The 24892-nt window shown below is 73.9% G+C and carries 21 protein-coding genes; 11 read left to right on the forward strand and 10 right to left on the reverse strand.

Translation table 11 applies throughout. From position 1 onward, the window contains the following. Positions 1–39: 39 nt before the first annotated feature. Positions 40–1056 carry a zinc-binding dehydrogenase gene (locus OG617_RS26930; RefSeq protein ID WP_405095739.1) on the forward strand — a complete coding sequence of 339 codons (1017 nt, stop codon included), beginning with the start codon at positions 40–42 and terminating at the stop codon, positions 1054–1056. A 105-nt stretch (positions 1057–1161) separates the two neighbouring features. On the opposite strand, the gene OG617_RS26935 is transcribed toward OG617_RS26930, so the two are convergent. The 4 genes from OG617_RS26935 to OG617_RS26950 form a co-directional block, all read right to left on the reverse strand. Then, entirely contained in the window at positions 1162–1530 is a 369-nt protein-coding gene (locus OG617_RS26935) for a DUF4180 domain-containing protein (RefSeq protein WP_405095740.1), read from the reverse strand. Then, entirely contained in the window at positions 1523–1981 is a 459-nt protein-coding gene (locus OG617_RS26940) for a helix-turn-helix domain-containing protein (RefSeq protein ID WP_405095741.1), read from the reverse strand. Before OG617_RS26940 ends, OG617_RS26935 begins: the two co-directional genes overlap by 8 nt. Before the next feature lie 127 nt (positions 1982–2108). Then, on the reverse strand, positions 2109–7574 hold the full coding sequence (locus OG617_RS26945) for a carboxyl transferase domain-containing protein (RefSeq protein ID WP_405095742.1): 5466 nt from the start codon (positions 7572–7574) through the stop codon (positions 2109–2111). A gap of 265 nt (positions 7575–7839) precedes the next feature. Continuing rightward, positions 7840–8931 (reverse strand): GH25 family lysozyme, encoded by a 1092-nt coding sequence (locus tag OG617_RS26950; RefSeq protein ID WP_405095743.1) that lies wholly within the window; start codon positions 8929–8931, stop codon positions 7840–7842. Positions 8932–9154: 223 nt separating this feature from the next. Here OG617_RS26950 and OG617_RS26955 point away from each other — a divergent pair, with 223 nt between their 5' ends. Beyond that, positions 9155–10039 (forward strand): peptidoglycan DD-metalloendopeptidase family protein, encoded by an 885-nt coding sequence (locus tag OG617_RS26955; RefSeq protein ID WP_405095744.1) that lies wholly within the window; start codon positions 9155–9157, stop codon positions 10037–10039. Positions 10040–10125: 86 nt separating this feature from the next. Here OG617_RS26955 and OG617_RS26960 read toward each other — a convergent pair whose 3' ends face one another. Both OG617_RS26960 and OG617_RS26965 read right to left on the reverse strand, forming a co-directional pair. Further along, positions 10126–10317, reverse strand: coding sequence for a DUF397 domain-containing protein (locus OG617_RS26960; protein ID WP_405095745.1), 192 nt, complete (start codon positions 10315–10317; stop codon positions 10126–10128). After that, complete coding sequence (locus OG617_RS26965) at positions 10308–11075, reverse strand: DUF5753 domain-containing protein (protein WP_405095746.1); 768 nt, start codon at positions 11073–11075, stop codon at positions 10308–10310. Before OG617_RS26965 ends, OG617_RS26960 begins: the two co-directional genes overlap by 10 nt. A gap of 389 nt (positions 11076–11464) precedes the next feature. Between OG617_RS26965 and OG617_RS26970 the strand changes: the two genes are divergently transcribed. From OG617_RS26970 to OG617_RS26990, 5 genes are all read left to right on the forward strand, one after another. Further along, positions 11465–11707: a hypothetical protein gene (locus OG617_RS26970; protein WP_405095747.1), complete on the forward strand. Its 243-nt coding sequence runs from the start codon at positions 11465–11467 to the stop codon at positions 11705–11707. A 91-nt stretch (positions 11708–11798) separates the two neighbouring features. Then, a complete protein-coding gene (locus tag OG617_RS26975; protein ID WP_405095748.1) occupies positions 11799–14141 on the forward strand; it encodes a lysylphosphatidylglycerol synthase domain-containing protein in 2343 nt (780 codons plus the stop codon). Between the two features lie 151 nt (positions 14142–14292). Then, positions 14293–15672 carry a type VII secretion protein EccB gene (gene eccB / locus OG617_RS26980; RefSeq protein ID WP_405095749.1) on the forward strand — a complete coding sequence of 460 codons (1380 nt, stop codon included), beginning with the start codon at positions 14293–14295 and terminating at the stop codon, positions 15670–15672. Between the two features lie 76 nt (positions 15673–15748). Further along, on the forward strand, positions 15749–16681 hold the full coding sequence (locus tag OG617_RS26985) for an ABC transporter ATP-binding protein (RefSeq protein WP_405095750.1): 933 nt from the start codon (positions 15749–15751) through the stop codon (positions 16679–16681). Next, entirely contained in the window at positions 16678–18444 is a 1767-nt protein-coding gene (locus OG617_RS26990) for a hypothetical protein (RefSeq protein WP_405095751.1), read from the forward strand. The genes OG617_RS26985 and OG617_RS26990 overlap by 4 nt, the downstream gene beginning before the upstream one ends. A gap of 166 nt (positions 18445–18610) precedes the next feature. Here OG617_RS26990 and OG617_RS26995 read toward each other — a convergent pair whose 3' ends face one another. Both OG617_RS26995 and OG617_RS27000 read right to left on the reverse strand, forming a co-directional pair. Continuing rightward, positions 18611–19228: a class I SAM-dependent methyltransferase gene (locus tag OG617_RS26995; RefSeq protein WP_405095752.1), complete on the reverse strand. Its 618-nt coding sequence runs from the start codon at positions 19226–19228 to the stop codon at positions 18611–18613. A 63-nt stretch (positions 19229–19291) separates the two neighbouring features. Then, on the reverse strand, positions 19292–19555 hold the full coding sequence (locus OG617_RS27000; RefSeq protein ID WP_405095753.1) for a hypothetical protein: 264 nt from the start codon (positions 19553–19555) through the stop codon (positions 19292–19294). A 170-nt stretch (positions 19556–19725) separates the two neighbouring features. On the opposite strand from OG617_RS27000, the gene OG617_RS27005 reads away from it, so the two are divergent. After that, complete coding sequence (locus tag OG617_RS27005) at positions 19726–19881, forward strand: hypothetical protein (protein WP_405095754.1); 156 nt, start codon at positions 19726–19728, stop codon at positions 19879–19881. A 491-nt stretch (positions 19882–20372) separates the two neighbouring features. Here OG617_RS27005 and OG617_RS27010 read toward each other — a convergent pair whose 3' ends face one another. Together OG617_RS27010 and OG617_RS27015 are read right to left on the reverse strand one after the other, a co-directional pair. Further along, positions 20373–21107: a VOC family protein gene (locus OG617_RS27010; protein ID WP_405095755.1), complete on the reverse strand. Its 735-nt coding sequence runs from the start codon at positions 21105–21107 to the stop codon at positions 20373–20375. A 93-nt stretch (positions 21108–21200) separates the two neighbouring features. Further along, positions 21201–21479 (reverse strand): ABC transporter permease subunit, encoded by a 279-nt coding sequence (locus OG617_RS27015; RefSeq protein ID WP_405095756.1) that lies wholly within the window; start codon positions 21477–21479, stop codon positions 21201–21203. A 90-nt stretch (positions 21480–21569) separates the two neighbouring features. Between OG617_RS27015 and OG617_RS27020 the strand changes: the two genes are divergently transcribed. From OG617_RS27020 to OG617_RS27030, 3 genes are read left to right on the forward strand one after another with little or no spacing between them, the layout of a single operon-like run. Next, positions 21570–22607 (forward strand): zinc-binding dehydrogenase, encoded by a 1038-nt coding sequence (locus OG617_RS27020; protein WP_405095757.1) that lies wholly within the window; start codon positions 21570–21572, stop codon positions 22605–22607. Next, positions 22608–23426 (forward strand): TIM barrel protein, encoded by an 819-nt coding sequence (locus OG617_RS27025; protein WP_405095758.1) that lies wholly within the window; start codon positions 22608–22610, stop codon positions 23424–23426. A gap of 44 nt (positions 23427–23470) precedes the next feature. Next, a complete protein-coding gene (locus tag OG617_RS27030; RefSeq protein ID WP_405103970.1) occupies positions 23471–24793 on the forward strand; it encodes an MGH1-like glycoside hydrolase domain-containing protein in 1323 nt (440 codons plus the stop codon). Positions 24794–24892 lie beyond the last annotated feature (99 nt).

Here is a 24892-nt window from a genome sequence, read left to right on the forward strand (position 1 = left end):
GCGATCGTGCCGGGGCGACCGGCGGGAGGGGTGGCGCTCGTGGCGGCGGACATGCTGGCCGGACGGCTGCACGTGGCGGACCGGAGGCTGCGGATGGAGACCGTGCCGGTCCCCGAGCCGGGCCGGGGTCAGGTGCGGATCAGGGTGAAGGCGGCCGGGGTGTGCCTGTCCGACGTGCACCTGATCGAAGGAGCGCTCACCCCGCTCTACCTGCCCGGCGACGTGGTGACCCTCGGCCACGAGGTGGCGGGGGTCGTCGACGCCGTCGGCGACGACGCCGACGGCTGGGAGCCGGGGCAACGGGTGCTGCTCCAGGCGGGGGAGCGGGACCGTACGGGGACCGTCTTCACCAGGGGCGTCGACTACGACGGCGGCTGGGCCGAGTACGCCCTGGCCCGCCAGGACACCGTCGTGCCGATCCCCGACGACCTGCCCTTCGAGCAGGCGTGCATCATCCCCGACGCGGTCTCCACCCCGTGGGCGGCGGTCACCGACACCGGCCGGACCCGCCCCGGCGAGGCGGCCGGCGTGTGGGGCGTCGGCGGCCTCGGCGCGCACGCCGTGCAGTTGCTGCGGCTGGTCGGGGCCGCCCCGGTCATCGCGGTGGAACCCCTCGCGGCGGCCCGCGAGCGGGCGCTGACCCTCGGCGCGGACGCCGCCCTCGACCCGGGCGACGCCGCGTTCCGGGACGCGGTCCTCGAACTGACCGGCGGGCGCGGCCTGGACGTCGCCTTCGACTTCGCCGGGGTCACGCCGGTGCGGGAACAGGCGCTCACCGTGCTGGCGCGGCGGGGCCGGCTGGTGCTCGCCGGAATCGCCGACAAGCCGGTCACCATCGCCTCGGACAGCACCTTCAACTACCTGCAGCAGTCGGTGCTCGGCCACTACGGCTCGGAGGCCGAGCACGTCGAGCAGCTCGTCGCCCTCGCCCGGCAGGGTCGACTCGACCTCGCCGCCTCGATCAGCGACGTGCTGCCGCTGGCCGAGGCGGAGCAGGCCGTGGCCCGGGTGCAGTCCAAACAGGGCAACCCGATCCGCCTGATCCTCCGCCCCTGACCTACCCCGCCCCGCCCGTCCGCCTCGTGCTCTTACAGAGAATCAGTGGCCTCCCACGCAGGGAAGGCCACTGATTCTCTGTAAGAGCGTGATCAGCCGGGGCGGTCAGGTTGGGGTGGTCAGACGGGCTTCGAGCGCGTCGAGGTCGGGCAGGAACCACACGTGCTCGGCCCGGTTCGACTCGTGGACCAGGGCGCGCAGGGCCGAACTGGCCGCCAGGTGCCGTGAGATGTCGCCGAGGACGGCCAGGCGTAGCCGGTAGTTGACGAACTTCTGCATGACCTCGCCCGCGAAGCCGGTGCCCAGGGAGAAGAAGTCCTCGTCCAGCCGGCTCGCCGGCACGGCCACCACCTCGGCGCCGAGGAAGGCCGCACCGATCAGGTCCAGCGCGTCCTGTGCGGTCGCCACCGGCGGGCCGGCCGGGTCACAGACCAGCACGGCCACCCCGGCCAGCTCCCGTACCTCGTCAGGCATGGCCGACCTGCCCGGCGAACAGGCCGTTGTCGCCGCCGAGCACGGCGTCGAGCAGGCACAGCAGGCCGGCGGTGGCGGCGGCGTCGCCCAGGATCACGATCTTCATTCGTTCCCGCTCCTCGTCGTGGATGGTCTGGACGCGCAGCGGGCGGGCGGGGTCGTGGCCGGTGTTCGCCCCGGCCAGGACGAGCGTGCCCAGCCGGTCGGCCGCCGCCCGGTCGACGCCGTCGATCTGCACGATGCTGGACACCTCCACCGACGCGCGGCCGGCTCGGGTCGGCACCGGCTGGGACCGCCCGGTCAGCGCGTCGAGGTCGGCGCGGGCGATCCGGTACTGCTTGCCGATCCGCACCGCCGCGAGCCGGCCCGAGCGGATGTAGCCGCGCACCGTGCGCACGTGCAGGCCGAGCAGCTCGGCCACCTGCTCGACCGAGTACATTTCTTCCTTCATCGTTCCCCATCATAGGCACGATGGGGAACGATGGGGAGTCGGGGGCGCCTCGCTGGGTCGCCTAGAGCAGGAAACCGTGGCCTCCTTCGCGCGGAGGCCACGGTTTCCTGATCGTGCAGCGGGATCGTCAGCGCAGGCGGGACTCGATGGACTCGATGATCCGCGGGCGCAGTTCGGCGGCGCGGATGACGGCGTCGACGGAGCCGACCTCGACCGCGCGCTGGATGTTGTGCACGCGGTCGAACTCCGTGGCCACCTCGCCGAGCTTCTCCGGGCGGACCGTCGAGCGGAGCTCGTCGAGCTCGGCGGTCAACGCGGCGCGGTCGGCGCCGGAGGCTGCCGCGACGCGGGCCTCCAGGTCCCGCACGCGCGGGTCGGCCGCAGTGCGGGCGTTGACGTCGCCGGAGAACACCACCGCGGCGGCGGGGGCGCCGCCGAGCACCGAGGCGAACGAGCCCTCCAGCGCGAGCACGGTCATGTTCGGGTTCAGCGCCTTCGAGAACACCACGAACGCGCCGCCGTGGTACCGCGAGATCACGCAGAACACGATGGGCCCGCGGAAGTTCACGATCGCGCGGCCGATCTCGGCGCCGTACTCGAGCTGCAGCTTCCGCATCGACTCCGGCGAGCCGTCGAAGCCCGACAGGTTCGCCAGCACCACCAGCGGCCGGTTACCGCTGGCCGCGTTGATCGCCCGCGCGGCCTTCCTCGACGACTGCGGGAACAGCGTGCCGGCCGTGTAGGTGTCCGGGCCGTCGGTGGGCGGGAAGCCCCGCCGCGGCACCGACCGTGACTCGATGCCGAGCAGGCACACCGGCATGCCGCCGAGATGCACGTCCTGCACCACCGCGGTCTCCGCGTCGGCCATGCCCGCCCAGCGTTCCAGCACCGGGTGGTCCTGGTCGGAGAGCGCCCGCATCACGGACCGGATGTCGAACGGCTTCTTGCGGTCCGGGTTGGCCTCGGCGGAGAAGATCTCGCCGACGGTGGTGAAGACGCTGCCCGCCACGGTGTGCGGGAAGTCGGAGATGTCGCGGTCGACGGGGTCGGTCGTCCTCGCCCGCCGCGGCCCCTCCTCGCCGGGTGCGACGTACGTGTGGTCGTAGTGCGACATCAGCACGGCCCGCGCGGCGGTCAGGTTCGGCGCCCAGTACTGCGCCTGCCCGTTCGGGCCCATCACCCGGTCGTAGCCGCCGATGCCGAAGTTGTCCTCGGCCGACACGCCACCGGAGAAGTCGAGCGACTGCTTGCCGGTGAGCACCATCGCCGAGTCCGGCGTCATCACCAGGATGCCCTTGGTGTGCATGAGCATCGTCGCCTCGGCGTTCCAGTACGGCTGCGCGCCGACGTTGATGCCCGCGACCACGATGTTGATCTCGCCGCCGTCCTGGGTGAACTCGACGATCCGCTTGAGCGTCGCCGCCACCCAGTCCATGTTCTCCGTGCCGGACTCCATGGAGATCCGCGCGCCGGAGGACAACGCGTACCACTCCAGCGGCACCTGCATCCGCTCGGCCAGGTCCAGCGCGGCGATCACGCGGCGGCACTCCGGCTCCGACAGCGCCCCGAGCGACTTCGTCGGGTCGCCGAGCAGCACGACCCTGGTGACGCCCTGCGGGTGCCGCCGGGTCGCCGTGGCGACCACGCCCGCGACGATCGCCGCCCTGTTGCGGCCCTTGGGCCGGTCGACCGGCACCAGCACGTGGTTCTCGTCGAGGTCGTGCTCGACGAAGTCGCCGAGCAGCCCGGTCAGCTCGTACGGGTACACCGTGTTGCGGCTGCTCGCCCGCAGCACCTTCAGCCGGTAGTCGTCGAGCGGCTCGACCGCCTCGTCCGACGGCTCGCCGATGATCAGCTCGCTGCCGCCGGTGGCGTCGAACGAGACGCGTACGGCAATCTTGGTCAGCTCGCCGGTCGTCCGGTCGCGCTGCCGCGCGATGAACAGGATCTCCTCCAGCCCGGCGCCCGCGGTGGTCGGCAGCACGCGCCCGGCGATCGTCTCCAGCTCGGCGCGGGTGATGTGGCTCGGCGGCCAGACGTAGACCACGATCCGGTTGGTGTTGAACCGCTTCTTCGACGGTCGCCGCGACTGCGCGCGGCGGATCGAGTCGAGGCAGGTGGCGACGGTGTCCTCGGCCGTGGGCAGCGCGATCAGCCGGCCGTCGTGCTCGCGCAGCTCGGTCAGGTCGCGCACCTGGGCGAACGCGACGAGCCGGTCGTCCGACGGGTTCTCCCGCGCCTGGCACTGGAAGAGGTAGACCTCCTCGTCCGACGACGGCAGCCGGGTGAGGTCGAACTTACGCAGCCGCTCAAGCTGCATCCGCTGCGCGATGTACGGGTGCAGGCCGCGGATCAGCCGCTCCTCGGTCATCCCGGTGGTCGACGGGCGGAACGTGAAGTGGTGGTGCATCACCGCGCCGCGGCTGCCCGCGACGGTGGTGGTGAGCCTCCTGACGTGGCTCGGCAGCGGGTGCGCGGCGATGGCCTCGTGCAACGCGGCGGCCATCGCGTCGGAGTCCTCGGGCTGCCCCTCCCACGCGAGGTAGATGTCGGCGTCGATGGCCTCCTGGCCGCTCGCCAGCTCGGCGAGCCCGCGCAGCGCGTCGCCCAGCGTCTCGAACCTCACCGCGGAGGTCGCCAGCCGCGAGCCCGCCCGCTCGGCGACCACGAACCTGCAGCCCGAGACGTCGCTGGTGCGGACACCGGTGAGGCCCTTGTTGCCGTAGTACCGCCGGGTCAGCACCTCCAGCAGCACCGAGTTGTCCACGGAGCCGCGGACGAGCCGCTGGCCGAGCAGCCGCACCAGCGGCTCGGTGCTGCGTACCATCTCGGCGATGCGCTCGGCGCGGTCCGGCGTGTCCGGGTGCTCGTCGAGGAAGCGCAGGTGCTTGCGGACGCCGGCGTACACGAGGGCCCGGTTGCGGCGCAGCAGCGGCTGGCCGAACCACGCGAACACCACGCCGCGGGCGAGGTCGGACACCACGGGGAAGCGGACCTGCGTCGCGGCCACCAGCCGTTCCAGCGCGAGACCGGCGGGCTCGCGCAGCGTCTCGTCCGGCGGCGGCTCGCGCAGCCACGCCCGCAGCAGCGTCGTGACGACCATGGCGTCGGTCGACGCCCGCTGCAGCGCGAGGAAGATCCGGAACACCGCGGCTTCGAGCTCGGGCGAGCGCTCCAGGTCGGGTACGCCGTAGTGCCCGAGGGCCGTGGCGAGCTTGGCCTGGAACGCCTCCGGCAACCCGGCCCGCTCGACGTCGAGGCTCTGCAGATAGGTGTGGAAGTGCTCGCGGGCGCTGTGCACGTGGCCGTCGCCGCCGCCGTCCTCACCCGCCGGCCGGTTGCGGCTCAGCTCCGTCAGGTCGGCGAACAGGGAGACGAGTTCGAGCTCCTCGGCGAGGGGGCGCACGCGGTCTTCGGTGCTCTTCCGGCGTGCGGCGAGGTAGTCGTCGAGCACGCGGCGCTCGTCGTGCGGGTCGACGTCGTAGCCCAGCAGCAGGCTGCGGAGGTCCTCCTGGCCGCGCCGGGTGCGCTCCCGGGCCGGGACCTCCTCGGGCGCGGCGGGCAGGTCCAGCTCGACGGCGCTGCCGGTCGAGGTGGCCTCGGCCTCGGCGTCGTCGTCGGCGATCGGCTCCAGTCGCAGCAGCGGGGCGCCGGTCTCCACCTGGCTGCCCACGGCCACGACGCATTCCTTCAGCCGGGCCTTGAACGGCGCCCGCAGCACCGTCTCCATCTTCATGCTCTCCAGCACCAGCATCGGAGCGCCCGCCTCGACCTCGGCACCGACCTTCAGCGGCGTCGCGACGACCAGCGCGGGCGCGGGGGAGCGGACGACGCCGCCCTCGTCGCGGCTGACCCGGTGCGTCACGCCGTCGACCTCGACCAGGTGGATCGGCCCGTACGTGCTGGTGAGCAGGCGGTATCGGGTGCCGTTGACGAGGATCTGCCCGGTGTGCCGGTCGAAGCGGTCGAGCTCGACGTCGGCGGTGCGGACGTCGTCACCCGCTTCGACGCCGACGCGGAACCGGTGCGCGCCGACCCGCGCCACGCGCACGCGGTAGCCGGCGCCGCGCAGCTTCAGCTCCAGCGGGCGACCGCTCTCGTGCTGCACCTGCGGGCGTCCGCCGAACGCCGTCGACACCAGCCGCTGCCGCTCGGCGCGTTCCTCCTCCTCGTACGCCTCGATGGCGGCGGCGGCGAGCGCGACGGCGGAGTGCCGGTGCGAGACGAGCCGGCCCTCGCCCCGGACGCGGTCGATCCAGCCGGTGTCCGCGCTGGCGTCGATCACCTCGGGCTGGTCGAGCAGGTCGAGCACGAAGCTCTTGTTCGTCGCGCCGCCCTCGATGATCACCGTGGTCTGCGCCATCGCCCGGCGCAGCCGGGCGAGCGCCTCGTCGCGGTTGCGGCCGTAGGCGATGATCTTCGCGATCATCGAGTCGAAGTCGGCGGGGATGGTGTCACCCTCGCTGACCCCGGTGTCCACCCGGATGCCGGGCCCGGCGGGCAGGGCCAGCCGGGCGATGCGGCCCGGGGAGGGCGCGAAGTCGCGGTCGGGGTCCTCGGCGTTCAGCCGGGCCTCGATGGCGTGCCCGCGCTCCGCGGGCGGCTCGCCTTCGAGTCGCCCGCCCGAGGCCACGTGTAGCTGCGCCTTGACCAGGTCGAACCCGGTGGTGGACTCGGTGATCGGGTGCTCGACCTGCAGGCGGGTGTTGACCTCGAGGAACGCGAACAGCCTGTCGCCGGGGTGGTAGAGGAACTCGACGGTCGCCGCGCCGCGGTAGCCGACGGCGAGGGCCAGCCGTTCGGCCGACGTCTTGAGCTCGGCCGTCTGCGCGGGGCTGAGCACCGGCGACGCCGACTCCTCGATGACCTTCTGGTTGCGCCGCTGCACCGAGCAGTCGCGGACCCCGAGCGCCCAGGCGGTGCCCTCGCCGTCCGCGATCACCTGGACCTCGACGTGCCGGGCACCGGTGACCAGGCGCTCCAGGAACACGACGCCGCTGCCGAACGCCCGTGCGGCCTCCTGGCTGGTGCGCTCGTAGGCGTCGGCGAGTTCGGCCTCGTTCGTGACCACGCGGATGCCGCGCCCGCCGCCGCCCGCGGTCGCCTTCAGCATCAGCGGGTAGCCGATCCCGGCCGCCGCCGCCAGCGCGGCGTCCAGGTCCTCGACCGCGCCGCGGCTCCACGGCGCCACCGGGACGCCGACCTCCTCGGCGATCAGCTTCGCGCCGATCTTGTCGCCGAGCTTGCGCATGGCCTCCGCGCTCGGCCCGACGAAGGTGACGCCGACCTTCTCGCACAGCTCCGCGAACGCCGGGTCCTCCGCGACGAAGCCCCAGCCGACCCACGCGGCGTCGGCCCCGGTCTCCACCAGCGCGCGTTCCAGCACCTTCAGGTCGAGGTACGGGCGCGCGGACGCGGGACCGAGGTCGTAGGACAGGTCCGCCTCGCGGACGAAGGTGGCCGTACGGTCGACGTCGGTGTGCAGGGCGACGGTCTCGATCCGGGTCCCGGTCTCGGCGGCGATGTCCCGTACGGCGTGGATGAGCCGCATAGCGGCCTCGCCGCGGTTGACGATGGCGACACGACTGAACACCCGACCGAGCCCTCCTGTAGTCCGACGATGGGGGGCACCGCGACACGGCGACCCCCGGCAGTGTTCACCCTTCCGTCTACCGGCGGGGAGCGCCATGTCGCAGACAACGCACGCTGAACGGCGCCGGTTGTAGGAACCCTACAAAGACCGTTGGCCGCACACGCCTAACCAGGGCGTGTGCGGCCGGGTCGGCGGCCCACCCGTGACGCGCGTCGCGTGTGACACGGATCACGATCGATGCGGCCACCGGTGCGTGCCGGATTGGTCAGTCCCACTGGTCCTGGTTGAGGAACCGGGCGAAGCCCCGCCACGAGTTCGGCCCCATCGCCCCGTCGATCGGGCCGGTGTAGCCGTAGCCGGAGGCCAGTCGCTGCACCGCCTTCCACGAGTTCGGCCCCATCGCCCCGTCGATCGGGCCGGTGTAGCCGTAGCCGCGCATGGCTCGTTGCAGCGCCGCGTAGGTGTTCGTCCCCGGCACACCGTCGATCGGGCCGGTGTAGCCGGACGTGATGGACAGCCAGTTCTGGGCGCGCATCCACATGACCGGCCCGGGGGTGCCGTCCTGCTCGGTCGTGGTCTTGGGCAGCGGGTCGTCCGACGGCGGGTCGGTCGGTCCGCCGTTGACGATCTCGAACGCGCTCGGCTTGGCCACGTTCAGGTCCACCGAGGCGATGCCGCCGGCCGATCCCTTCGAGCTGTACTGGTGCGCGCTCCAGGCCGGGTAGGCGCCGCCCAGGTTCGGCTCGCCGGGGTAGCTGCCGTTGTTGGCGCCCCACATCGCCACCCAGAGCTTCACGCCCGCCGCGATCGTTCGGGGCCACGTCTGGGAGCGCAGGTCGCCCGCGCCCATGTACAGCCAGGGCACGTGGTTGCCGATCCGGGCGCGCATCCGCTGGAAGAAGGTCGTGACCTCGGTGTCGTTCCACAGCCTCGTCGAGTCGTCGAGCACCTCGTTGTCCAGCGCGATCACGTCACCGGACCGATAGTCGCGCAGGTGGGCGGCGAAGTAGTCGGCGGCCTGGGTGGGGGTCTGGAAGTCCCCGGCCAGCCAGTAGTGGCCGACCCTGAGCCCCGCCGCCCGCGCGCCGTTCACCTGGATCGCGTACTGCGAACCGATGTACGGGCCCTCTGACAGTTGGGAGCCGCCGGCCTTCACGATCACGAACTGGTGGCCGGCGGCACGGACGTTCGCGAAGTTGATGCCGGCCTGCCAGGTGGCCACGTCGATGCCGGACACCGTGCCGGGCGGCACCGCCGCGGCGGCGGGCGTCGCGGCGGCGGGCGTCGCCCCGACGCTCACCGGCAATGCGACGGCGATGGCGATGGCCACCGCGAGTCGTCCCAGAACGGCGGTCATGCCAGGTCTCCCTCTGGAGCGCCCGTGCCACCGCGTGGCGAGCTGGTCGTTCCGTATACATCGATGATCATCGAGCAATGGTAAGCGTTGGCCAGGCGTGACGCCACCCCTGCGTCGCCGGCGGGGCCCCGCCTCAACCCCTGTTTTGAACATTGATGTACGCCACTTTGAGGGCTATCCTCTGCACGTCAATGATCACCTACGACCGCACGGAGGAACGACTATGGGCCATGAAAACCTGCCCGGCTGCTGCGGCGGTGGCGGAGAGCAGTCGCCGGCCGGCCTCAGCCGCCGTACGCTGCTGCGCGGCACCGCCCTGACCACCGGTGCCCTCGCCGTCGGCGGTGTCTTCGGCCTGCCCGGGATCGCCCACGCCGCGCCATCGATCTACAACCCGTTCGCCGGCTACGCGATCACCGGATCCTGGCAGGACCACCTCAACAGCGGCTCGCTCGGCGGCATCGACTTCGGGATGGGCGTCGGCACCAACCTGCCGGCCTGCGGCGCCGGCACGATCCAGAACATCCCCAACAACGGCACGGGCGGGCACACCGTCACGATCCACCACGCGGACGGATACCGCAGCCAGTACATGCACCTGTCGCAGTTCCTGCTGGGCAACGGCGCCGCAGTCGGCGCCGGTGCGATCGTGGGACGGTCCGGTGGGGCCGTCGGCGCTCCCGGTTCCGGCAGCTCCACCGGCCCGCACCTGCACTGGCACATGATCAACCCGAGCGGGGTACGGATCAACCCGCTCACCTACATCGGCCAGAACCCGGGTGGTGGGCTGCCCAAGACCTCGACCGAGCAGGACGGCATCCCGGGCACCATCTTCTACAAGCGGATGCAGAACTGGCTGCGGATCACCTCGGGCTACACCGGCCCGATCGACGGGGTACCCGGTCCGAACACCTACGCGGCGCTGCAACGGGCCATGCGCGGCTACGGCTACACCGGCCCGATCGACGGGGTGATGGGGACGAACTCGTGGAAGGCGGTCCAGCGACTGGCCTCCGGCTACGGTTACACCGGCCCGATCGACGGGGTGATGGGGCCGAACTCGTGGCGGGGCTTCGCCCGGTTCCTCAACCAGGACCGGTGGAACTGACCTCCCTCGACCCGCGCTGTCGGCCGGGGTCACCGTCGGCGACGGTGACCCCGGCCGCCTCAGGAGCGCCGGGAACTGCGGGCGGGTCAGCCCCGGCCGGCGGCCCGGGTCACGAAGGTGCGCCAGGCGGTCGGGGGGAAGGTGAGGACCGGGCCGGTGGGGTCCTTGCTGTCGCGTACGCCGACGACGCCCGGGAGGTTGTCGGCCACCTCGACGCAGTTTCCGCCGTTGCCGCTGCTGCGGCTGCTCTTGCGCCACCGCGCGCCAGTCAGGCCCATGTCTGCGCCACCTCCGTGATCAGCTCGACCGATTGCCAGTGGGACAGCGCCTCGCCGCGCACGTTCTCCCACGCCCCCAGTATCGCCGCGATGTCGTCCGGGTCGCTGACCACCTGCCCCTGGATCTGGTTGTCCAGGTAGCCGCCGAGGCGGTGGTCCGCGCTGGTCGCGATGACGAACGGCCCGTTCAGCCCGGCGTACGCGCCCACCCGGGACGGCACGACGTGCACCCGCACGTGCGGGTGCGCGCACGCCGCGACCAGGGCGTGCAACTGCTCGCGCATGGTCGCCGGGCCGCCGACCGGCCGGCGCAGCACCGCCTCGTCGACGACGGCGGTGAACTGCGGCGGGTCGTCGTGGCGCAGGATGTCCTGGCGGGCCAGCCGGGTGGCCAGGTGCCGCTCCACGTCGCCCCGGGCGATCAGGCCGGTGCCGCCGAGCACCGCGCGGGCGTACGCCTCCGTCTGGAGCAGGCCGGGCAGCACCATGGACTCGTACGAGCGAAGCGAGACCGCCTCGCGCTCGATTTCCTGCCACGGTCGGAACCAGATGGGCTCCCGACGTCTCGATGTGTCCGCCCAGATGTCCCCGATGTCCCGGCCGAGGACGGCCGCCGCCGCCGCGCGGTGCCGGGGATGGGGGATGCGTTCCTCGTGCAACCATCGCGCGGTCGTCTTCGGATCGACGCCGACCTCTGCGGCGAGCGAGTCGGTGGTGTGGCCGGTGTCGTGCAGCGCGGCCCGGAGAGCGTCGTTCACGGCCCCTCCCAAGGGGATGTCAGGGATGTCTGCTGACCATACCCTTACGCCCTGTATCTGGACCATTACGCGCGGCAGGGTTTCTCCGCAGAGGACGGCGCGGCCGGTGGAGGCGAGGGCCCGGCGGTCGCGCCCGTCGGCCGCCCCGCGTATCCGGCGCGGGGCGGCCTCCAGCGGAGCCGAAGGGGAGAGCCATGCTGCACAGGAGAGGCCGGCACGGATCGCGCCGTGGACCGCGCTGCGGATGCGTACGCTGCCGGGAGCGCCGGGCCAGGAAGCCGAAGCCGGAGCCGGAGCACCCGCCCGTACCGGAGCACCCGCATGCACCGGAGCAGCCGCCCGCACCGGGGCTGCCGGTGAGCCGCCTCCCGCCCAGGACGCACCTGCCGATGCGTCCCGCCTGGCTGTGCCGGTCCTGCGCCGCGTCCTGGCCGTGCGGCCCGGCCCGGCTCGACCTGCTCACCGAGTTCCGCGGCCACTCGATCGCGCTCGCGTTCTACCTGGCGGCGTCCATGTACCAGGCGATGGACGACATGCACCACCTGGGCTCCCGCCCCGCCCCGGGCGTGCTGCACACCCGCTTCCTCGGCTGGCTGTCCCCCCGCCGCAGCCCCCGGCCCCATGCGGGGTAAACGGCCGTGCCGGAGTCCACGCGGGCCGTAGGGTCGATCCACAGGCCCGGAGCCGGCTCCGGGGAGCGACCGTCGGAGTCGAGGACTGGTGATGGCCCGGACGCACCGCCCGTCACCGGCGCTGCTGGTCAGCCTGGTCACCTCGACCGGCCTGCTGGTCGCGGTGAGCCTGGCGGTGGGCCACCATTCGGTCGCCCGCTGGGAGCGGGACCTGTTCACCCTGCTCAACCGCCTGCCGGCCGGGCTGACTCCCGGGCTGGTCGTGGTCATGCAGGTCGGGTCGTACGTGGCCGTCTTCGTCGTCGCCGCCGTGGCTGCGCTCATGCGGCGCTTCGCGGTCGCCCGCGACCTGCTCCTGGCCGGCAACCTGGCGTACTGGCTCGCGGTGCTGGGCAAGGCCGCGGTGGCCCGGCAGCGACCCGCGGCGCTGCTGGCCGACGTACGGACGCACGACACGATCACCGGAGCGTTCGGCTACCCGTCGGGGCACGTCGCGGTCGCCTCCGCCCTGTGCCTCGTCACCGCCCGCGCCGTCGATCCGCGCTGGCGCCGACCGCTGTGGGCGGTGATCGTCCTGGTCGCCCTGGCCCGCGTGCACGTCGGGGCGCACCTGCCCGCCGACGCGGTCGGCGGATTCCTGGCCGGCTGGCTGGCGGTGTGCCTGACCCGCCTGATCGTCGGCGAGGTCGGCCCGGAGCAGTCCACCTCGCGGCTGCGCCGGGTGCTCGCGCAGCGCGGGATCGACGCCGTGCGGCTGGAACCGATCACCGGGGACGCCCGTGGTTCACGGCCCTGGCGGGCGGACACCGCAGACGGCCGCCGGATGTTCGTGAAGGTGACCGGCGGTGAACAGCGCGACGCGGACTGGGCGTACAAGCTCTACCGGCGGCTGCGCTACCGGCATGTGGCGGACGAACCACCATATGCCACCGCCAAGCAGAAGAACGAGCACGAAACCTACATGGTCCTGCTGGCGCAGCGCGCCGGGGCGCGCGTGCCCGCAGTCGTCACCACCGCCACCACCGGGCGCGGTGACGCCCTGCTGGTGCAGGAGTTCACCGACGCCCCCTCGCTGGACGCGACGCTCGGGCCGCTGCCGCTCGACGCGGCGGCCGACGCCTGCCGACAGGTGGCGCTGCTGCACGGCGCCGGGATCGCGCACCGCGACCTGCGCGCGGCCAACATCCTCATCCGTGGCCGGACCGCGTACCTCGTCGACTTCGGCTTCGGCGCCGACGACGCCTCGGCCGACCAGCAGTCCCGGGACGTCGTCGAACTGCTGGTCACCCTCGCCGGTCGGATCACCCCCCGGGCCGCAGTCGACGCGGCCGTCGCGCAGTTCGGCGGCGGGCACGTCGCCGACAGCCTGCCGTACCTGCAGAAACCGGTGCTGTCCCGGGCGGGACGGGGCACGCTGGGCCGGTTCCCCGACCTGCTCGACCAGGTACGCGGCGAGATCCTGCGGCACTGCCCGGACCACGACGACCGACTGGCCCGGGTCGTGCGGGTGACTCCCCACGGCATCGGGCTGCTGCTCGTCCTCGGCCTGCTCGTACACCTCCTCCTTCCCCAGGTCGGGCAGGTACGCACCGCCCTGCACCTGCTGGCCCGCGCGAACCCGGTGGCCGTCACCGCGACCCTGCTCGCCTCCGCGGCCACCTATGTGCTCAGCGCGGTCGTGCTGCGCCTCTCCGTCGCCGACCGGATTCCGCTACGGGAGGCGACCGTCGTGCAGGTCGCCGCGTCCTTCGCCAACCGGCTGGCCCCGGGCAGCGTCGGCGGCGCCGCCCTGAGCCTGCGCTACCTGCACCAGAAGGCGATCCCCACGGCAGAGGCGGCCACCGCCGTCGCCGTGTCCCGCGTCGCGGGCGTCGTCTCCGTCGTGCTGCTGCTGCCCGTGCTGCTGCCCTTCGCCCGCCAGCCCGCCCGCACCCTGACCCACGAGGCCAGCGCGAAGGCGCTGCCCATCCTGCTGACCGTCGTGGCGGTGCTGCTGGTCGCCGCGGTGGCCCTCGCCGTCCCCCGGCTGCGCCGGCAAGGACGCGCCGCAGCCGGTCAGGTGCTGTCGGCCCTGCGCGCCCTGACCCGCCAGCACCGGCTGGTCCGGCTGGTCGTGTCCTCAGTCGCCCTCACCCTCTGCTACGGCGCCAGTCTCTACCTCGCGGTGCTCGCCGTCGGCCACCCGATCGACCTCACCCTGGTGCCCCCGGTGATCCTGGTGTGCGTCGTCGGCGAGGGCGTCGCCACCGCCGCCCCCACGCCCGGCGGGCTCGGGGCCACCGAGGCGGCTCTCGTGTCCGGGCTGCTGCTCTACGGGCTGACCGTGGAGACGGCCGTCGCCGCAGTCCTGATCTACCGGCTCGCGACGTTCTGGCTGCCCGCCGTCCCCGGATTCGTGGCCCTACGGGTGCTCGTCCACCGACGCCTCGTGTGACAGCGCGACCAGGGCGGGCGGCGGCGCGTCGCCGACCAGGTGGAACGCCACCAGCGCGTTGCCCTCGGCCCTCCGGCCGGCCACGGAGGGTCTTCGAGGGATCGACGCAGCGCTTATCCTGTGCCCCGACCGACCCGTCGGAGGGGACCGCATGCCGTCGCGGCAGGACCAGCTTCACTCGTACCAGTTCACCGTCCAGCGGGCGGTCGCCGCCCTGGTGATGCGGGAGACGGACCCGGCGCGGTCGCCGTTCCGGCGGCTGGCCGGGGCCGGGCTGGCCAGCGTGCTGGTCGCCGCGATCGCCCTCGGCGGCTTCGCCCTGTACGGGCTCTTCACCGGCGGCGGCAGCAAGTGGCGCGACCCCGGCGCGGTGATCGTGGAGAAGGAGTCCGGCGCCCGTTTCGTCTACCGCGACCAGAAGCTGCACCCGGTGCTCAACTACGCCTCCGCGCTGCTGATCCTCGGTGCCGAACGCCCGCAGACCGTGCTGGCCGCCCGCCGCTCGATCGAGGGGGTGCCGCGCGGTCTGCCGCTGGGCATCCCCGACGCCCCGGACTCGCTGCCCGAGCCGTCCCGCCTGTCGACCGCCCCGTGGACCGTCTGCTCGGTCGCCACCACCGAGGCGGAACGGGCCGCACCCCGCTCCGCCGTGCTGATCGGGGTGGCCGCCGCCGGCGGCCGGCCCCCGGGCGACGACGCGGTCCTGCTCCGGCACCCCGGCGGTGGCCTGCACCTGGTCTGGCACGCCCGCCGGTACCTGCTGCGGGACACCGGCCGGTCGCTCGCCGCGCTCGCCGCCACCCGGCAGCGGGCTGTGCCGGCCGCCCCCGCCCTGATCGACAGCATTCCGGCCGGGGCCGACCTCGCCCCGCCGGAGCTGCCCGGCCTCGGGCGGCCCTCGGCCCAGGTGTCCGGCGCCCTGGTCGGCGACGTCTTCCTGATCCGCAACTCCGGCGGTGGCCGGCAGTACGCCGTCGCCCTCTCCGACGGCCTCGCCGGCATCACCGAGTTGCAGGCCAACCTGCTGCTCGCCCGCACCGGCCAGGGCGAGCCGGAGGCGCTGACCCTGGGCCGGTTCGCCGCGCTGCCCAAGCAGCCCGACCTCGTGCCGACCGGGCCGACCGCCCCGCCGACCGGCCCGCCCCGGCTGGCCGCCCCGGACGGCGGAGCGCTCTGCGTCGGCATCGGCGACGACGGGGAGGTCCGCGACGTGCGGCTCGGCGCGGCCGTGCCCGACCTGTCCGGCAGCCCGCGTACCGCAGGCGTGGCGGCGGTCGCCGACCACGTGGTGGTCGAGCCGGGGCACGGCGCGGTCGTGGAGTCGGCCGCCGCGCCGGGCGCCACCGGCGGCGCGGTCTCCGTCGTCACCGACCTCGGCCGGCGGTACGTGCTGGCCGACCCCGAGGTGCTCGGCATGCTCGGCTACCGGGACGTGCGAGCCGTCCGGTTGCCGGCCGGCCTGGTGAGCCTGGTGCCCGCCGGCAGCCCGCTCGACCCGGCCGTCGCCCGCGCAGTCGCCGCGCCCGCCTGAGGCGGGGGTAGAGCGGGCACTACCCCGAACTGGGTATCTGGCCGTAGTGCCCGCCACCGCCGCCGCGTGGTCCGCTGTGACCCGGAACAAAACGGGCGAGGCGGAAGGGCAGATCGTGCTGGAACTGGTGGACGTCGGCAAGGTGTACCGGGGCGGCCGGCGGGCGGTGGACGGGCTGACGCTGCGGCTGGGGCCGGGGCTCGTCGGACTGCTCGGCCCCAACGGGGCGGGGAAGTCGACGCTGCTGCGGATCGCAGCCACGGTGACCCGGCCCAGCAGCGGGCGGATGCTCTTCGACGGGGCCGACGCGGTCGCCCGACCGGAGGCGCTGCGCCGCACCCTCGGGTACCTGCCGCAGGACTTCACCGGCTACCCGAAGCTCAGCGGGCGGGAGTTCCTGTCGTACCTCGCGGCGGTTAAGGGGCTGTCCCGGCGCTCGGCGCGGGCCCGGGTCGACGAGCTGCTGGAGCTGGTCAACCTCACCGAGGCGGCCCGCCGGCCGCTCGGCGGCTACTCGGGCGGCATGCGGCGGCGGATCGGCATCGCCCAGGCGTTGCTCGCCGACCCCCGGGTGCTCGTCGTCGACGAGCCGACCGCCGGCCTCGACCCGGAGGAGCGGGTCCGGCTGCGCAACCTGCTCAGCGACCTGGCCGCCGACCGGGTGGTGCTGCTGTCCACCCACATCGTCTCCGACGTCGAGTCGGTGGCCGGGGACATCGCGATCGTGGCCGGCGGGCGGCTGCGCCGCCAGGGCACCCCCGCCGACCTGCTGCGCCCCCTGACCGGCCGGGTGTGGGAGGTCGACCTGCCGCCGCAGGAGGTGCCCCGGCTCGCCGCCGGGCACGTGCTCACCCGCACGCTGCGCACCCCGACGGGGGTACGCGCCCGGGTGCTGGCCGCCGAGCCGCCCGCGCCCGGCGCCGTGCCGGTCACCCCCGACCTGGAGGACGCGTACCTCGACGCGATCCACACCCCGCAGCCGGCCGCGCCGACGGTGGTGTGGCGGTGAGCGCCCCCCGGGTGCCCGCCGGCCTCGCGGCGCAGGCCCACGCGGCCGGCGCGGTGGCCCTGGCCGACCTGCGGGAGCGGGTACGCCGGCCGGCGTACCTGGTGGTGCTGGGCGCGGCGATCGGCCTGGGCCTGCTCGCCGCGCCCGCCGCCGACGCCCGCTGGGTGATCCTCGACGCGGGCGGCTGGCGGGGCCGCTACGACAGTGCCTGGACCGGCACGGTCATCGCCCTCGCGGCGGCCCTGTGGCTGCTGCTCGGCGGCTTCTACGTGCTGCGCGACGGCATCGAACGCGACGAGCGCGGCGGCGTCGGCGAGCTGCTGGCCGCCACCCCGCTGACCCGGGTGGCCTACCTCGCCGGGAAGTTCGGCAGCAACCTGCTGGTGCTGGCGTCGATGACCGGCGTGCTGGCCGGCACGGCGGTGGTGCTGCAACTGGCCCGGGGCGAGTCCCGCGCGCTCGACCCGGTGGCGCTGCTGTCGCCGTTCCTGCTGCTGACCCTGCCCGTGCTGGCGGTCACCGCGGCGGCGGCGGTGCTCTTCGGCACCGTCCGGCCGCTGCGCGCCGGGCTCGGCAACGTCGTCTGGTTCTGCTGCTGGATGGTCGCGGTCATCGTCGGGCAGGGCGCCGGTGCGCCGCTCGGCGGCCTCGGCAGCCACCGGGTCGCCGCATCCATTGCCGCCGACCTGGGCCGCCGGGGGGTGCCGACGGACGGCGCGGAGTTCAGCCTCGGGCTCACCGCCCGGGACGCGCCGCTGCGCGTGTTCGACTGGTCCGGCCTGCACCCGGACGCCGGGTTCGTCGCCGCGCGGTTGCTGCTTCTGCTCCTGGCCGCTGGCCTGGCGGTGTTGCCCGCGCTCTGGTTCACCCGCTTCGACCCGGCCCGGGGCCGGTACCGGCCCGCCCCCGAGGGCCCCGCCGGTCACCCCGACGCCGTCGCGGCTGCCGTCCCGGGCGTGGATCCGGGCGCGTTCGCCGTCCCGGGCCCGTTCCCCGCCCAGGGTGGTGTCGTCGGCCCGGGCCCGTTCGCGGCCCAGGGTGGCGTCGTCGGCCCGGGCCCGTTCGCGGCCCCGGGCGCGGTGCCCGGCCCCGGCGGGCCGGTGGGGTACCCGGCCGCCGTGTTCGGCGGTCGGCCCCGGACCCCGGCCAGCCCCGGGGTCACCGCCGGGCGGCTGCTCACCGGCGAGCTGCGGGTGCTGGTGCAGGGGCTGTCCCGCTGGTGGTGGGCGGGGGTGGCGCTGCTCGCCGTCGGGGCCGCCGTGGCGCCGGCCGCCGTGGCCACCCGGGGACTGCTGCTGGCCGCCTGGATCTGGCCGATCCTGGTCTGGTCCCGGCTCGGCACGCAGGCGCACGCCGAGGGTGTCGAGCCGCTGCTGGCCGCCCACCCCCGGCCGTACCGTCGGGTGGTCGCCCAGTGGGCGGCGGGCGTGGCGCTGACCGGGGTCGTCGGCGGGGTACCGGCACTGCGGATGCTGGCGGCCGGCGACGGGCCGGGGCTCGCCGCGTGGGCCGCCGCCGCGCTGCTGCTGCCCGCCGGGGCGCTGGCGCTCGGCGCGCTCACCCGCAGCCCCCGGCCGTTCCAGGTCGGTTGGCTGGCGCTGTGGTGGGCGGCGGTGAACGGGCTCGGCGGGCTCGACGTCACCGGCGCGGTACGCCAGCACGGGCTGCCGGCCGGCCCCGCGCCGCTGCCGCTGGTCGGGGCCGCCGCCGCGCTGCTGGCCGTCGCGCTGCTCGCCGCCCACCTCCGCGAGACGACCCGCTGAGGCGGACGGACGCACGCCCCGCGCGCTTCCTCATGGGCCGCCCCTTGATCATCTGCTGGTCACCGGCGCGACACGCCGGGCCGACGCCGGTACGCGACAGACGATCTCCGTGGCTGACCGTCGGGCACCACCGGCGTCGGCAGCACTGCGGGCGGGATCGGGCGGGTCAGCCGACGGTCGGGTCGGCGGGGCGGCGCAGCACGGTGACCGCGAAGTCGGTGCCGTCGGTCCAGGGGCGCAGGTCCCAGGTGGCGAAGCGGTGCTCCTGGCGCAGCCCGGCGGCGACCGCGTCGGCGTCGAAGTCGGCCAGCGGGTAGCCCCGGTCGGTGCCGAAGCCGACCACGACGACACCGTCCGGGCGCAGGTGGGCGGCGACCCGGCGGAGCACCTCCGGCTCGGTGCCGGGGGCGACGAACGCCATCACGTTGCCGGCCACCACGGCGGCGTCGAACGGCTCGGCCTCCCCGGCCGCCGCCAGGTCCAGCTCGGCCAGGTCGCCGACCAGGAAGTGGGGGCCGGGGTGGTCGGCGCGGGCGGCCTCGACCAGCGCCGGGTCGGCGTCCACGCCCACCACCGTGTGGCCCCGGGCGGCCAGCGCCGCGCCGACCCGCCCGGTGCCGCAGCCGGCGTCCAGGATCCGGGAGCCCGGCGGGACCAGCGCGTCCAGCAGCCGGGCCTCCCCGGCCAGGTCGGCGCCCTCGGCCGCCAGTCGACGGAAGCGGTCGATGTACCACTGCGAGTGCTCGGGGCCGGTGTCGGTGGCCCAGCGGGTCGGGTTGGCCATGACCCCACGCTAGTCCGGGTCAGTGGTGGCCCGGGCGGCCACCCGGGGAGGCGGCGCGAAAGGTCACCGTCGACTGGTGGGATCAGCAAGGAGGGGATGGTTCGATAGGTTTTGTCCCTTGTAGGGTTGGTTCGATGCGGTGAATGAAAGCCGGTCGATCAGGACGCCGAGTTCGACCCGGGCCGGGTCGGCGTTGACCCGAGTGGCCTCGGCCTGACGGGCTGCCACCTGGTGTCGCTCGGACTCGGTCGATACTGTCTCGAACAGATCGGCCGTCTCGGCGAGGCGGACGCGAAGTGTGGCGATTTCATTCCCGGTGGACGGCATCCGCAGCCGCGCTGGCGGTCAGTTCGCGAAGTTCTTCGGCGGCACGGGTGCGGATGCCGTCCACCTCGGCCGCCGCGCTGGCCCGTGCCTCGGTGACCTCGGCAGCGTCGATCGCCCGTAAGGCTCGGAGGGCGGGCTGAGGATATGACGGGCTGCTGAGACCGCTTCCGGTGAATCAACTGTGGCCGGGTTTTCTCGGTGCCCTGCTGGCGATCTGCGGCGGCCGCCTCGGCAGGGTCATTGCGTTGTCGCGGGTGCGGTTCCTGGTCGGCCCGGGGACCGTGGCGGTGGCGGAGTTGTGGGCGGGGCGGCGCCTGTGGAGCTGAGTCGTTTACGTCATCACCGCCGGTCGGGCCACCGCCGTCGCGTCACCCACCGCTTTCGGGTCGTCGCTTGCGGTCGCCGAGCGTGGCTGATGTCGTATCCGACTCAGCTCCATAGGCACCGGGAGGCACACCTGCCGTGGAGCGGCGCCCACGCCAGGACCCCCGAGACATCCTGATCGAAGCGCTCCCGCCCGACTTCGCAATCGCCCTGGCTACCTCGGTGCTCGCTGGCAGGGACAGCAGCAGCGGGCGAACCTCCTACACGAGGCACGGATAGCTCTCTACGCGGAACTCTTCAGCGACTGCCGCACGCGGAAAACTCATATCTGCGACTCGTCGGGGCCGTACACCTGCTTCGGTGTCGTTGCGGGCCAGGGTGGATCTGCTGGCTTCTCCTGCGGCGAAGGAGGCGTGGGCTCAGATCGAGTCTGCGGAGGAGCACGCCTCTCATCGCGACCTGCGGGGTAGCCGCCCGCCGGACCCTGGCCGCGCTACCGGGGCGTCAACACACAGAACTCGTTGCCGTCGGGGTCGGCCATGACCACCCAGCTGACCTCGCCCTGGCCGATGTCGATTCGAGTCGCCCCGAGGGAGAGCAGACGGTCAACCTCTGCCTGCTGATCACCGTGGGCAGGTGGGGCGAGGTCGAAGTGCAGTCGTTGCTTGCCCGTCTTCGGCATCAGCGGTGGACCACCCCACGTGATCTTCGGACCGCCGAGCGGCGAACGGATCGCGGTCTCCTGGTCCTGATCCCAGACCAGCGGCCACCCCAGCGCTTCGCTCCAGAAGTATCCGACTTCTTGCGAACCGTCGCAGGCCAGCGCTCCGACGAATCCGCAGTCGGCAAGGAAGTTGTTGCCCGGCTCGATGACGCAGAACTCGTTGCCCTCGGGGTCGGCGAGCACCACATGCCGTTCCTCCGGGAGCTGGCCGATGTCGATGTGCTGTGCCCCAAGTTCCAGTGCCCTCGCCACCGTCTGCTGCTGGTCCTCCAGGGACGCGCTCGTCAGATCGAAGTGCATCGGGTTCTGGCCGTCCTTCCGCCGCTGGGTCGGAAGAAAGCGGATTCGGAACCCGGTGTCGTCACTGGGCAGGAGCGCGACACCGTCGTGCGGATCGTCGGCCATGTCCCAACCCAGGACCCCGGACCAGAACCGTGCGAGCCGCAGGGGTTCGTTCGCGTCGAAGCTGAGCGCGAACAGTTGAGTCGTCATTTCTCTGCCCATCTCCGATCCGTTGACTGACCGCTGTCGACAGGACGCCTGACCAGCCGGTCGCACGGGAGCCTAGGGTGAGGCGGGCGCACGCGCAGCCCATTATCAGCCCTTCTCCGCGCCGGCCATCAGCACCGTCTTGGGCACCTCGACGCCGTCGGCGAGCAGCGACAGCCCGAGCGACACCGTCCACCGGTCCGGCTTGTCGACGAGGAAGAGCAGGGCGAACAGGTACCCGTTCCAGGCGATCATGAAGTCGTAGAGGGCGACCGCCATGATCGACGGGGCGGCCAGGGGGAGGCTGACCCGGCGGATGATCCCGAGCCGGCCCGCCCCGTCGATGGCAGCGGACTCCTGGAGGGCACTCCCCTCGAAGGGGTACATGACGGATTCGACATCTTCGATTGATCAATTGCAAGACATATGCCGATATTTTGTTCTACGATGGAGCCCAGTGCTACCGGGATGTGACTCATGGCCAACTGGGTTGTCTCACTCGCCGGGCCCCGACGGATCAGCCTCGAGCCCTGCGCCCCGGACCCGCTTGGCCCCGGCCAGGTCCGCGTCCGCACCTGCTACTCCGGCATCTCGGCCGGCACCGAGCTCACCCTCTACCGGGGCAGCAACCCCCGGCTGAGCAAGGACTGGGACGACGCCACCCGGATGTTCGTCCCCCGCCGGGCGCCGGTGCCGTATCCGCTGGCCGGCTTCGGCTACGAGGAGGTCGGCGAGATCGTCGAGGCGGCCCCCGACGTCGCCGACCGGCACCCCGGCCAGACCGTCTGGGGCATCTGGGGCCACCGCGCCGAGGCGGTCGTCCGCGCCGACGCGGTCCACCCGCTGCCCGCCGGGCTCGACCCGCTCGCCGCCGTGTTCGCCCGGCCCGGGGCCATCGCGCTCACCGCCGTCATCGCCGGCGACCTGCACCTCGGCGACTGGGTCGGCGTCTTCGGCCAGGGCGTCATCGGGCTGCTCGCCACCCGGCTGGCCACCCTCTCCGGGGCCCGGGTGGTGGCGGTGGACCGGCTGGCCGTCCGGCTGGGCCACGCCGCCCGCTGCGGCGCCCGGCTGGTCGTCGACGCGGACGCCGAGTCCGCCGCCGTCGCGCTGCGCCGGGTGAGCGGCGGCCGGGGCGCCGACGTCTGCCTGGAGCTGTCCGGGGCGTACCCGGCGCTGCATGAGGCGATCCGGGCCACCGCCCACGCCGGCCGCGTCGTGGCGGCCGGCTTCTACCAGGGGCACGCCGACGGGCTGGGACTCGGCGAGGAGTTCCACCACAACCGGATCCAGCTCGTGGCGGCCCAGGTGTCCGGGGCCGACCCGGCGCCCGGCCAGGCCGGCCGGTGGACCGGGGCCCGGGTCGCCCACACCTTCATGGACCTGGTGGCCGAGGGCAGCGTCGACCCGCTGCCGCTGGTGAGCCACGTCGTCGACGCGGGCGCGGTGGCCGACGCGCTGGCGTTGCTCGACCGCGGTGACGGTGACGTCCTCCAAGTGGTGCTGAGGTTCTGAATGACCATTCCGCTCGCCTGCCAGGAGCAACTGCTCCCCGGCGCAGACCTGATCCAGAAGCACGCCCTCGCCGCCGCGCTCGGCTTCGACGGGCTCGAACTGCGCGGTCGGGGCGACCTGTCCTTCGCCCGCCGGCTGCCCGAGCTGCGCCGGGCCCGCGCCGCCGGGGTGGCGATGCCGACCGTCTGCGTCGAGATGGACCACTTCATCGGCGACTTCGACCCCGACCGGTCCCGCGACGCCGTGACCAACCTGCGCTCCCAACTGTCGGTCATCGCCGAGCTGGGCGGCGTCGGCGTGATGACCCCCGCCGCCTGGGGGATGTTCTCCCGCCGGCTGCCGCCGTTCGAGCCGCCCCGCCCGCCGTCCGCCGACCGGCGGGTGCTCCTCGACGCCCTCGGCGCCCTCGGCGAGCACGCCCGCGCCGAGGGGGTCACCCTCTTCCTGGAACCGCTGAACCGGTACGAGGACCACATGGTCAACCGGCTCGACGAGGCGGTGGTCCTCTGCGCGGCCGTCGGGCTGCCCTCGGTGCGGGTGGTCGCCGACACCTTCCACATGAACATCGAGGAGGACGACGTGCACGCCGCCCTGCGGGCCGCCGCGCCCTACCTCGGGCACGTGCAGGTCAGCGACTCCAACCGGTGCCAGCCCGGCGCCGGTCACCTGGACTGGCGGGCGCTGGTGCGTACCCTGCTGGAGGTCGACTACCGGGGCTGGCTGGCCCTGGAGTGCCGGCTGCGCGGCGAGCCGGTGCGGGCGCTGCAACAGGCCGCCACCGTGCTCCGGCACGCCGAACCGAAGCGGGCGGCGGCGTGAGCGCCGGCACCGCCGCCGACGACGCGCCCCCGGTCGGCCCGGCCATGGCCCGGGACCTCGGGGCGCTGCGCCGGCTGGCGGTCGCCACCCTCGACGGCAACTGGGAGCACGACCACACCGTCCCGTCGCGCACCCTTTACCCGCACCAGTGGAGCTGGGACTCGGCGTTCATCGCGATCGGCCTGGCCACGGCGCGTCCCGACCGCGCCTGGCGGGAGCTGCGCACCCTGTTCGCCGCCCAGTGGGCCGACGGGCGGGTGCCGCACATCGTGTTCAACCCCGCGCTGCCCGTCGGATCCTACTTCCCCGGGCCCGGGTTCTGGGACTCCGCCCGGGCCCCGGGCGCGCCCGCCGCGGCCACCTCCGGCATCGTCCAGCCGCCCGTGCACGCCCTCGCCGCCTGGCTGGCGTACCGGCGGACGCCGTCCGAGCGCAGCCGGACGGAACTGGCCTGGCTCTACCCCCGGCTCGTCGCCCAACAGCGCTACCTGACCGGCCGGCGCGACGTCGGCGGGGCCGGGCTGGCCTGCCTCGTGCACCCCTGGGAGTCAGGGCTGGACAACAGCCCCGCCTGGGACCCGCCGCTGGCCGTGGTGCCCGCCGACGAGGCGGTCATGCGGGCGTACCGGCGGCACGACACCGCCCACGCCGACGCCGCGCAACGCCCCACCGACCTGGACTACGCGCGGTACGTCGCGCTGGTCGACGCCTACCGGGCGGGCCGGTACGGCGACGACGGGCTGGCCGGGCGGCACCCGTTCCTGGTGGAGTGCCCGCTGTTCAACACCGCGCTGGGGCTCGCCGAGCACGCCCTGGCGGCGATCGCCCGCGCGGTCGGCGCCGACCCCGGCCCGCACCGCGAGCGGGCGGCCCGGATCACCGCGACCCTCGTCGACCGGCTGTATGACCCGGCGACCGGCGCCTTCCACCCCCGGGACCTGCGCACCGGCCGGCTCGTGCCGGCCCGCACCGCGCTCGGCCTCGTCCCGCTGGCGCTGCCCGACCTGCCGTCCCGGCAGGTCGCCACGGTGCTCGCCGAGGCGTGCTCGCCCCGGTTCGGGCTGGCCGCGCGGATGGACCGGCCGCTGCCCAGCCACGACCGGACCGCGCCGGACTTCGAGCCGCTGCGCTACTGGCGCGGGCCGAGCTGGCTGAACCTGGACTGGCTGCTGTGGCGGGGCCTGCGCACCCACCACCGGCTCGACCTCGCCGCCGGGCTGCGCGCGTCCATGGTGGACCTGGTCGCGACGGCCGGCTGCCACGAGTACTTCCACCCGGACACCGGGGTCGGCCTCGGCTCGCCCGCGTTCGGCTGGACCGCCGCCCTGCTGCTCGACGTCCTCGCCGACGCCTCGGCCGTCGACTAGCCGCCGGCGGACGGCCCCCCACCCCCCACACCGCCCGCGCCTGAGGTGCCGAGCGTCGCGGCTTGATCGTCTGCTGATTTGTGAGACGACACGCCGGGC

Origin of the sequence: Micromonospora sp. NBC_01412 (genome assembly GCF_045040215.1) — a bacterium.
Taxonomy (GTDB): domain Bacteria; phylum Actinomycetota; class Actinomycetes; order Mycobacteriales; family Micromonosporaceae; genus Micromonospora; species Micromonospora rubida.

Coding starts and splice junctions, on each gene's coding strand:
- OG617_RS26935 (WP_405095740.1), bottom strand. CDS start 1,530: ATGCCTGACGAGGTACGGGAGCTGGCCGGGGTGGCCGTGCTGGTCTGT.
- OG617_RS26940 (WP_405095741.1), bottom strand. CDS start 1,981: ATGAAGGAAGAAATGTACTCGGTCGAGCAGGTGGCCGAGCTGCTCGGC.
- OG617_RS26950 (WP_405095743.1), bottom strand. CDS start 8,931: ATGACCGCCGTTCTGGGACGACTCGCGGTGGCCATCGCCATCGCCGTC.
- OG617_RS26955 (WP_405095744.1), top strand. CDS start 9,155: ATGGGCCATGAAAACCTGCCCGGCTGCTGCGGCGGTGGCGGAGAGCAG.
- OG617_RS26960 (WP_405095745.1), bottom strand. CDS start 10,317: ATGGGCCTGACTGGCGCGCGGTGGCGCAAGAGCAGCCGCAGCAGCGGC.
- OG617_RS26970 (WP_405095747.1), top strand. CDS start 11,465: ATGCGTCCCGCCTGGCTGTGCCGGTCCTGCGCCGCGTCCTGGCCGTGC.
- OG617_RS26975 (WP_405095748.1), top strand. CDS start 11,799: ATGGCCCGGACGCACCGCCCGTCACCGGCGCTGCTGGTCAGCCTGGTC.
- eccB (WP_405095749.1), top strand. CDS start 14,293: ATGCCGTCGCGGCAGGACCAGCTTCACTCGTACCAGTTCACCGTCCAG.
- OG617_RS26995 (WP_405095752.1), bottom strand. CDS start 19,228: ATGGCCAACCCGACCCGCTGGGCCACCGACACCGGCCCCGAGCACTCG.
- OG617_RS27000 (WP_405095753.1), bottom strand. CDS start 19,555: ATGCCGTCCACCGGGAATGAAATCGCCACACTTCGCGTCCGCCTCGCC.
- OG617_RS27010 (WP_405095755.1), bottom strand. CDS start 21,107: ATGGGCAGAGAAATGACGACTCAACTGTTCGCGCTCAGCTTCGACGCG.
- OG617_RS27015 (WP_405095756.1), bottom strand. CDS start 21,479: ATGTACCCCTTCGAGGGGAGTGCCCTCCAGGAGTCCGCTGCCATCGAC.
- OG617_RS27020 (WP_405095757.1), top strand. CDS start 21,570: ATGGCCAACTGGGTTGTCTCACTCGCCGGGCCCCGACGGATCAGCCTC.
- OG617_RS27025 (WP_405095758.1), top strand. CDS start 22,608: ATGACCATTCCGCTCGCCTGCCAGGAGCAACTGCTCCCCGGCGCAGAC.
- OG617_RS27030 (WP_405103970.1), top strand. CDS start 23,471: ATGGCCCGGGACCTCGGGGCGCTGCGCCGGCTGGCGGTCGCCACCCTC.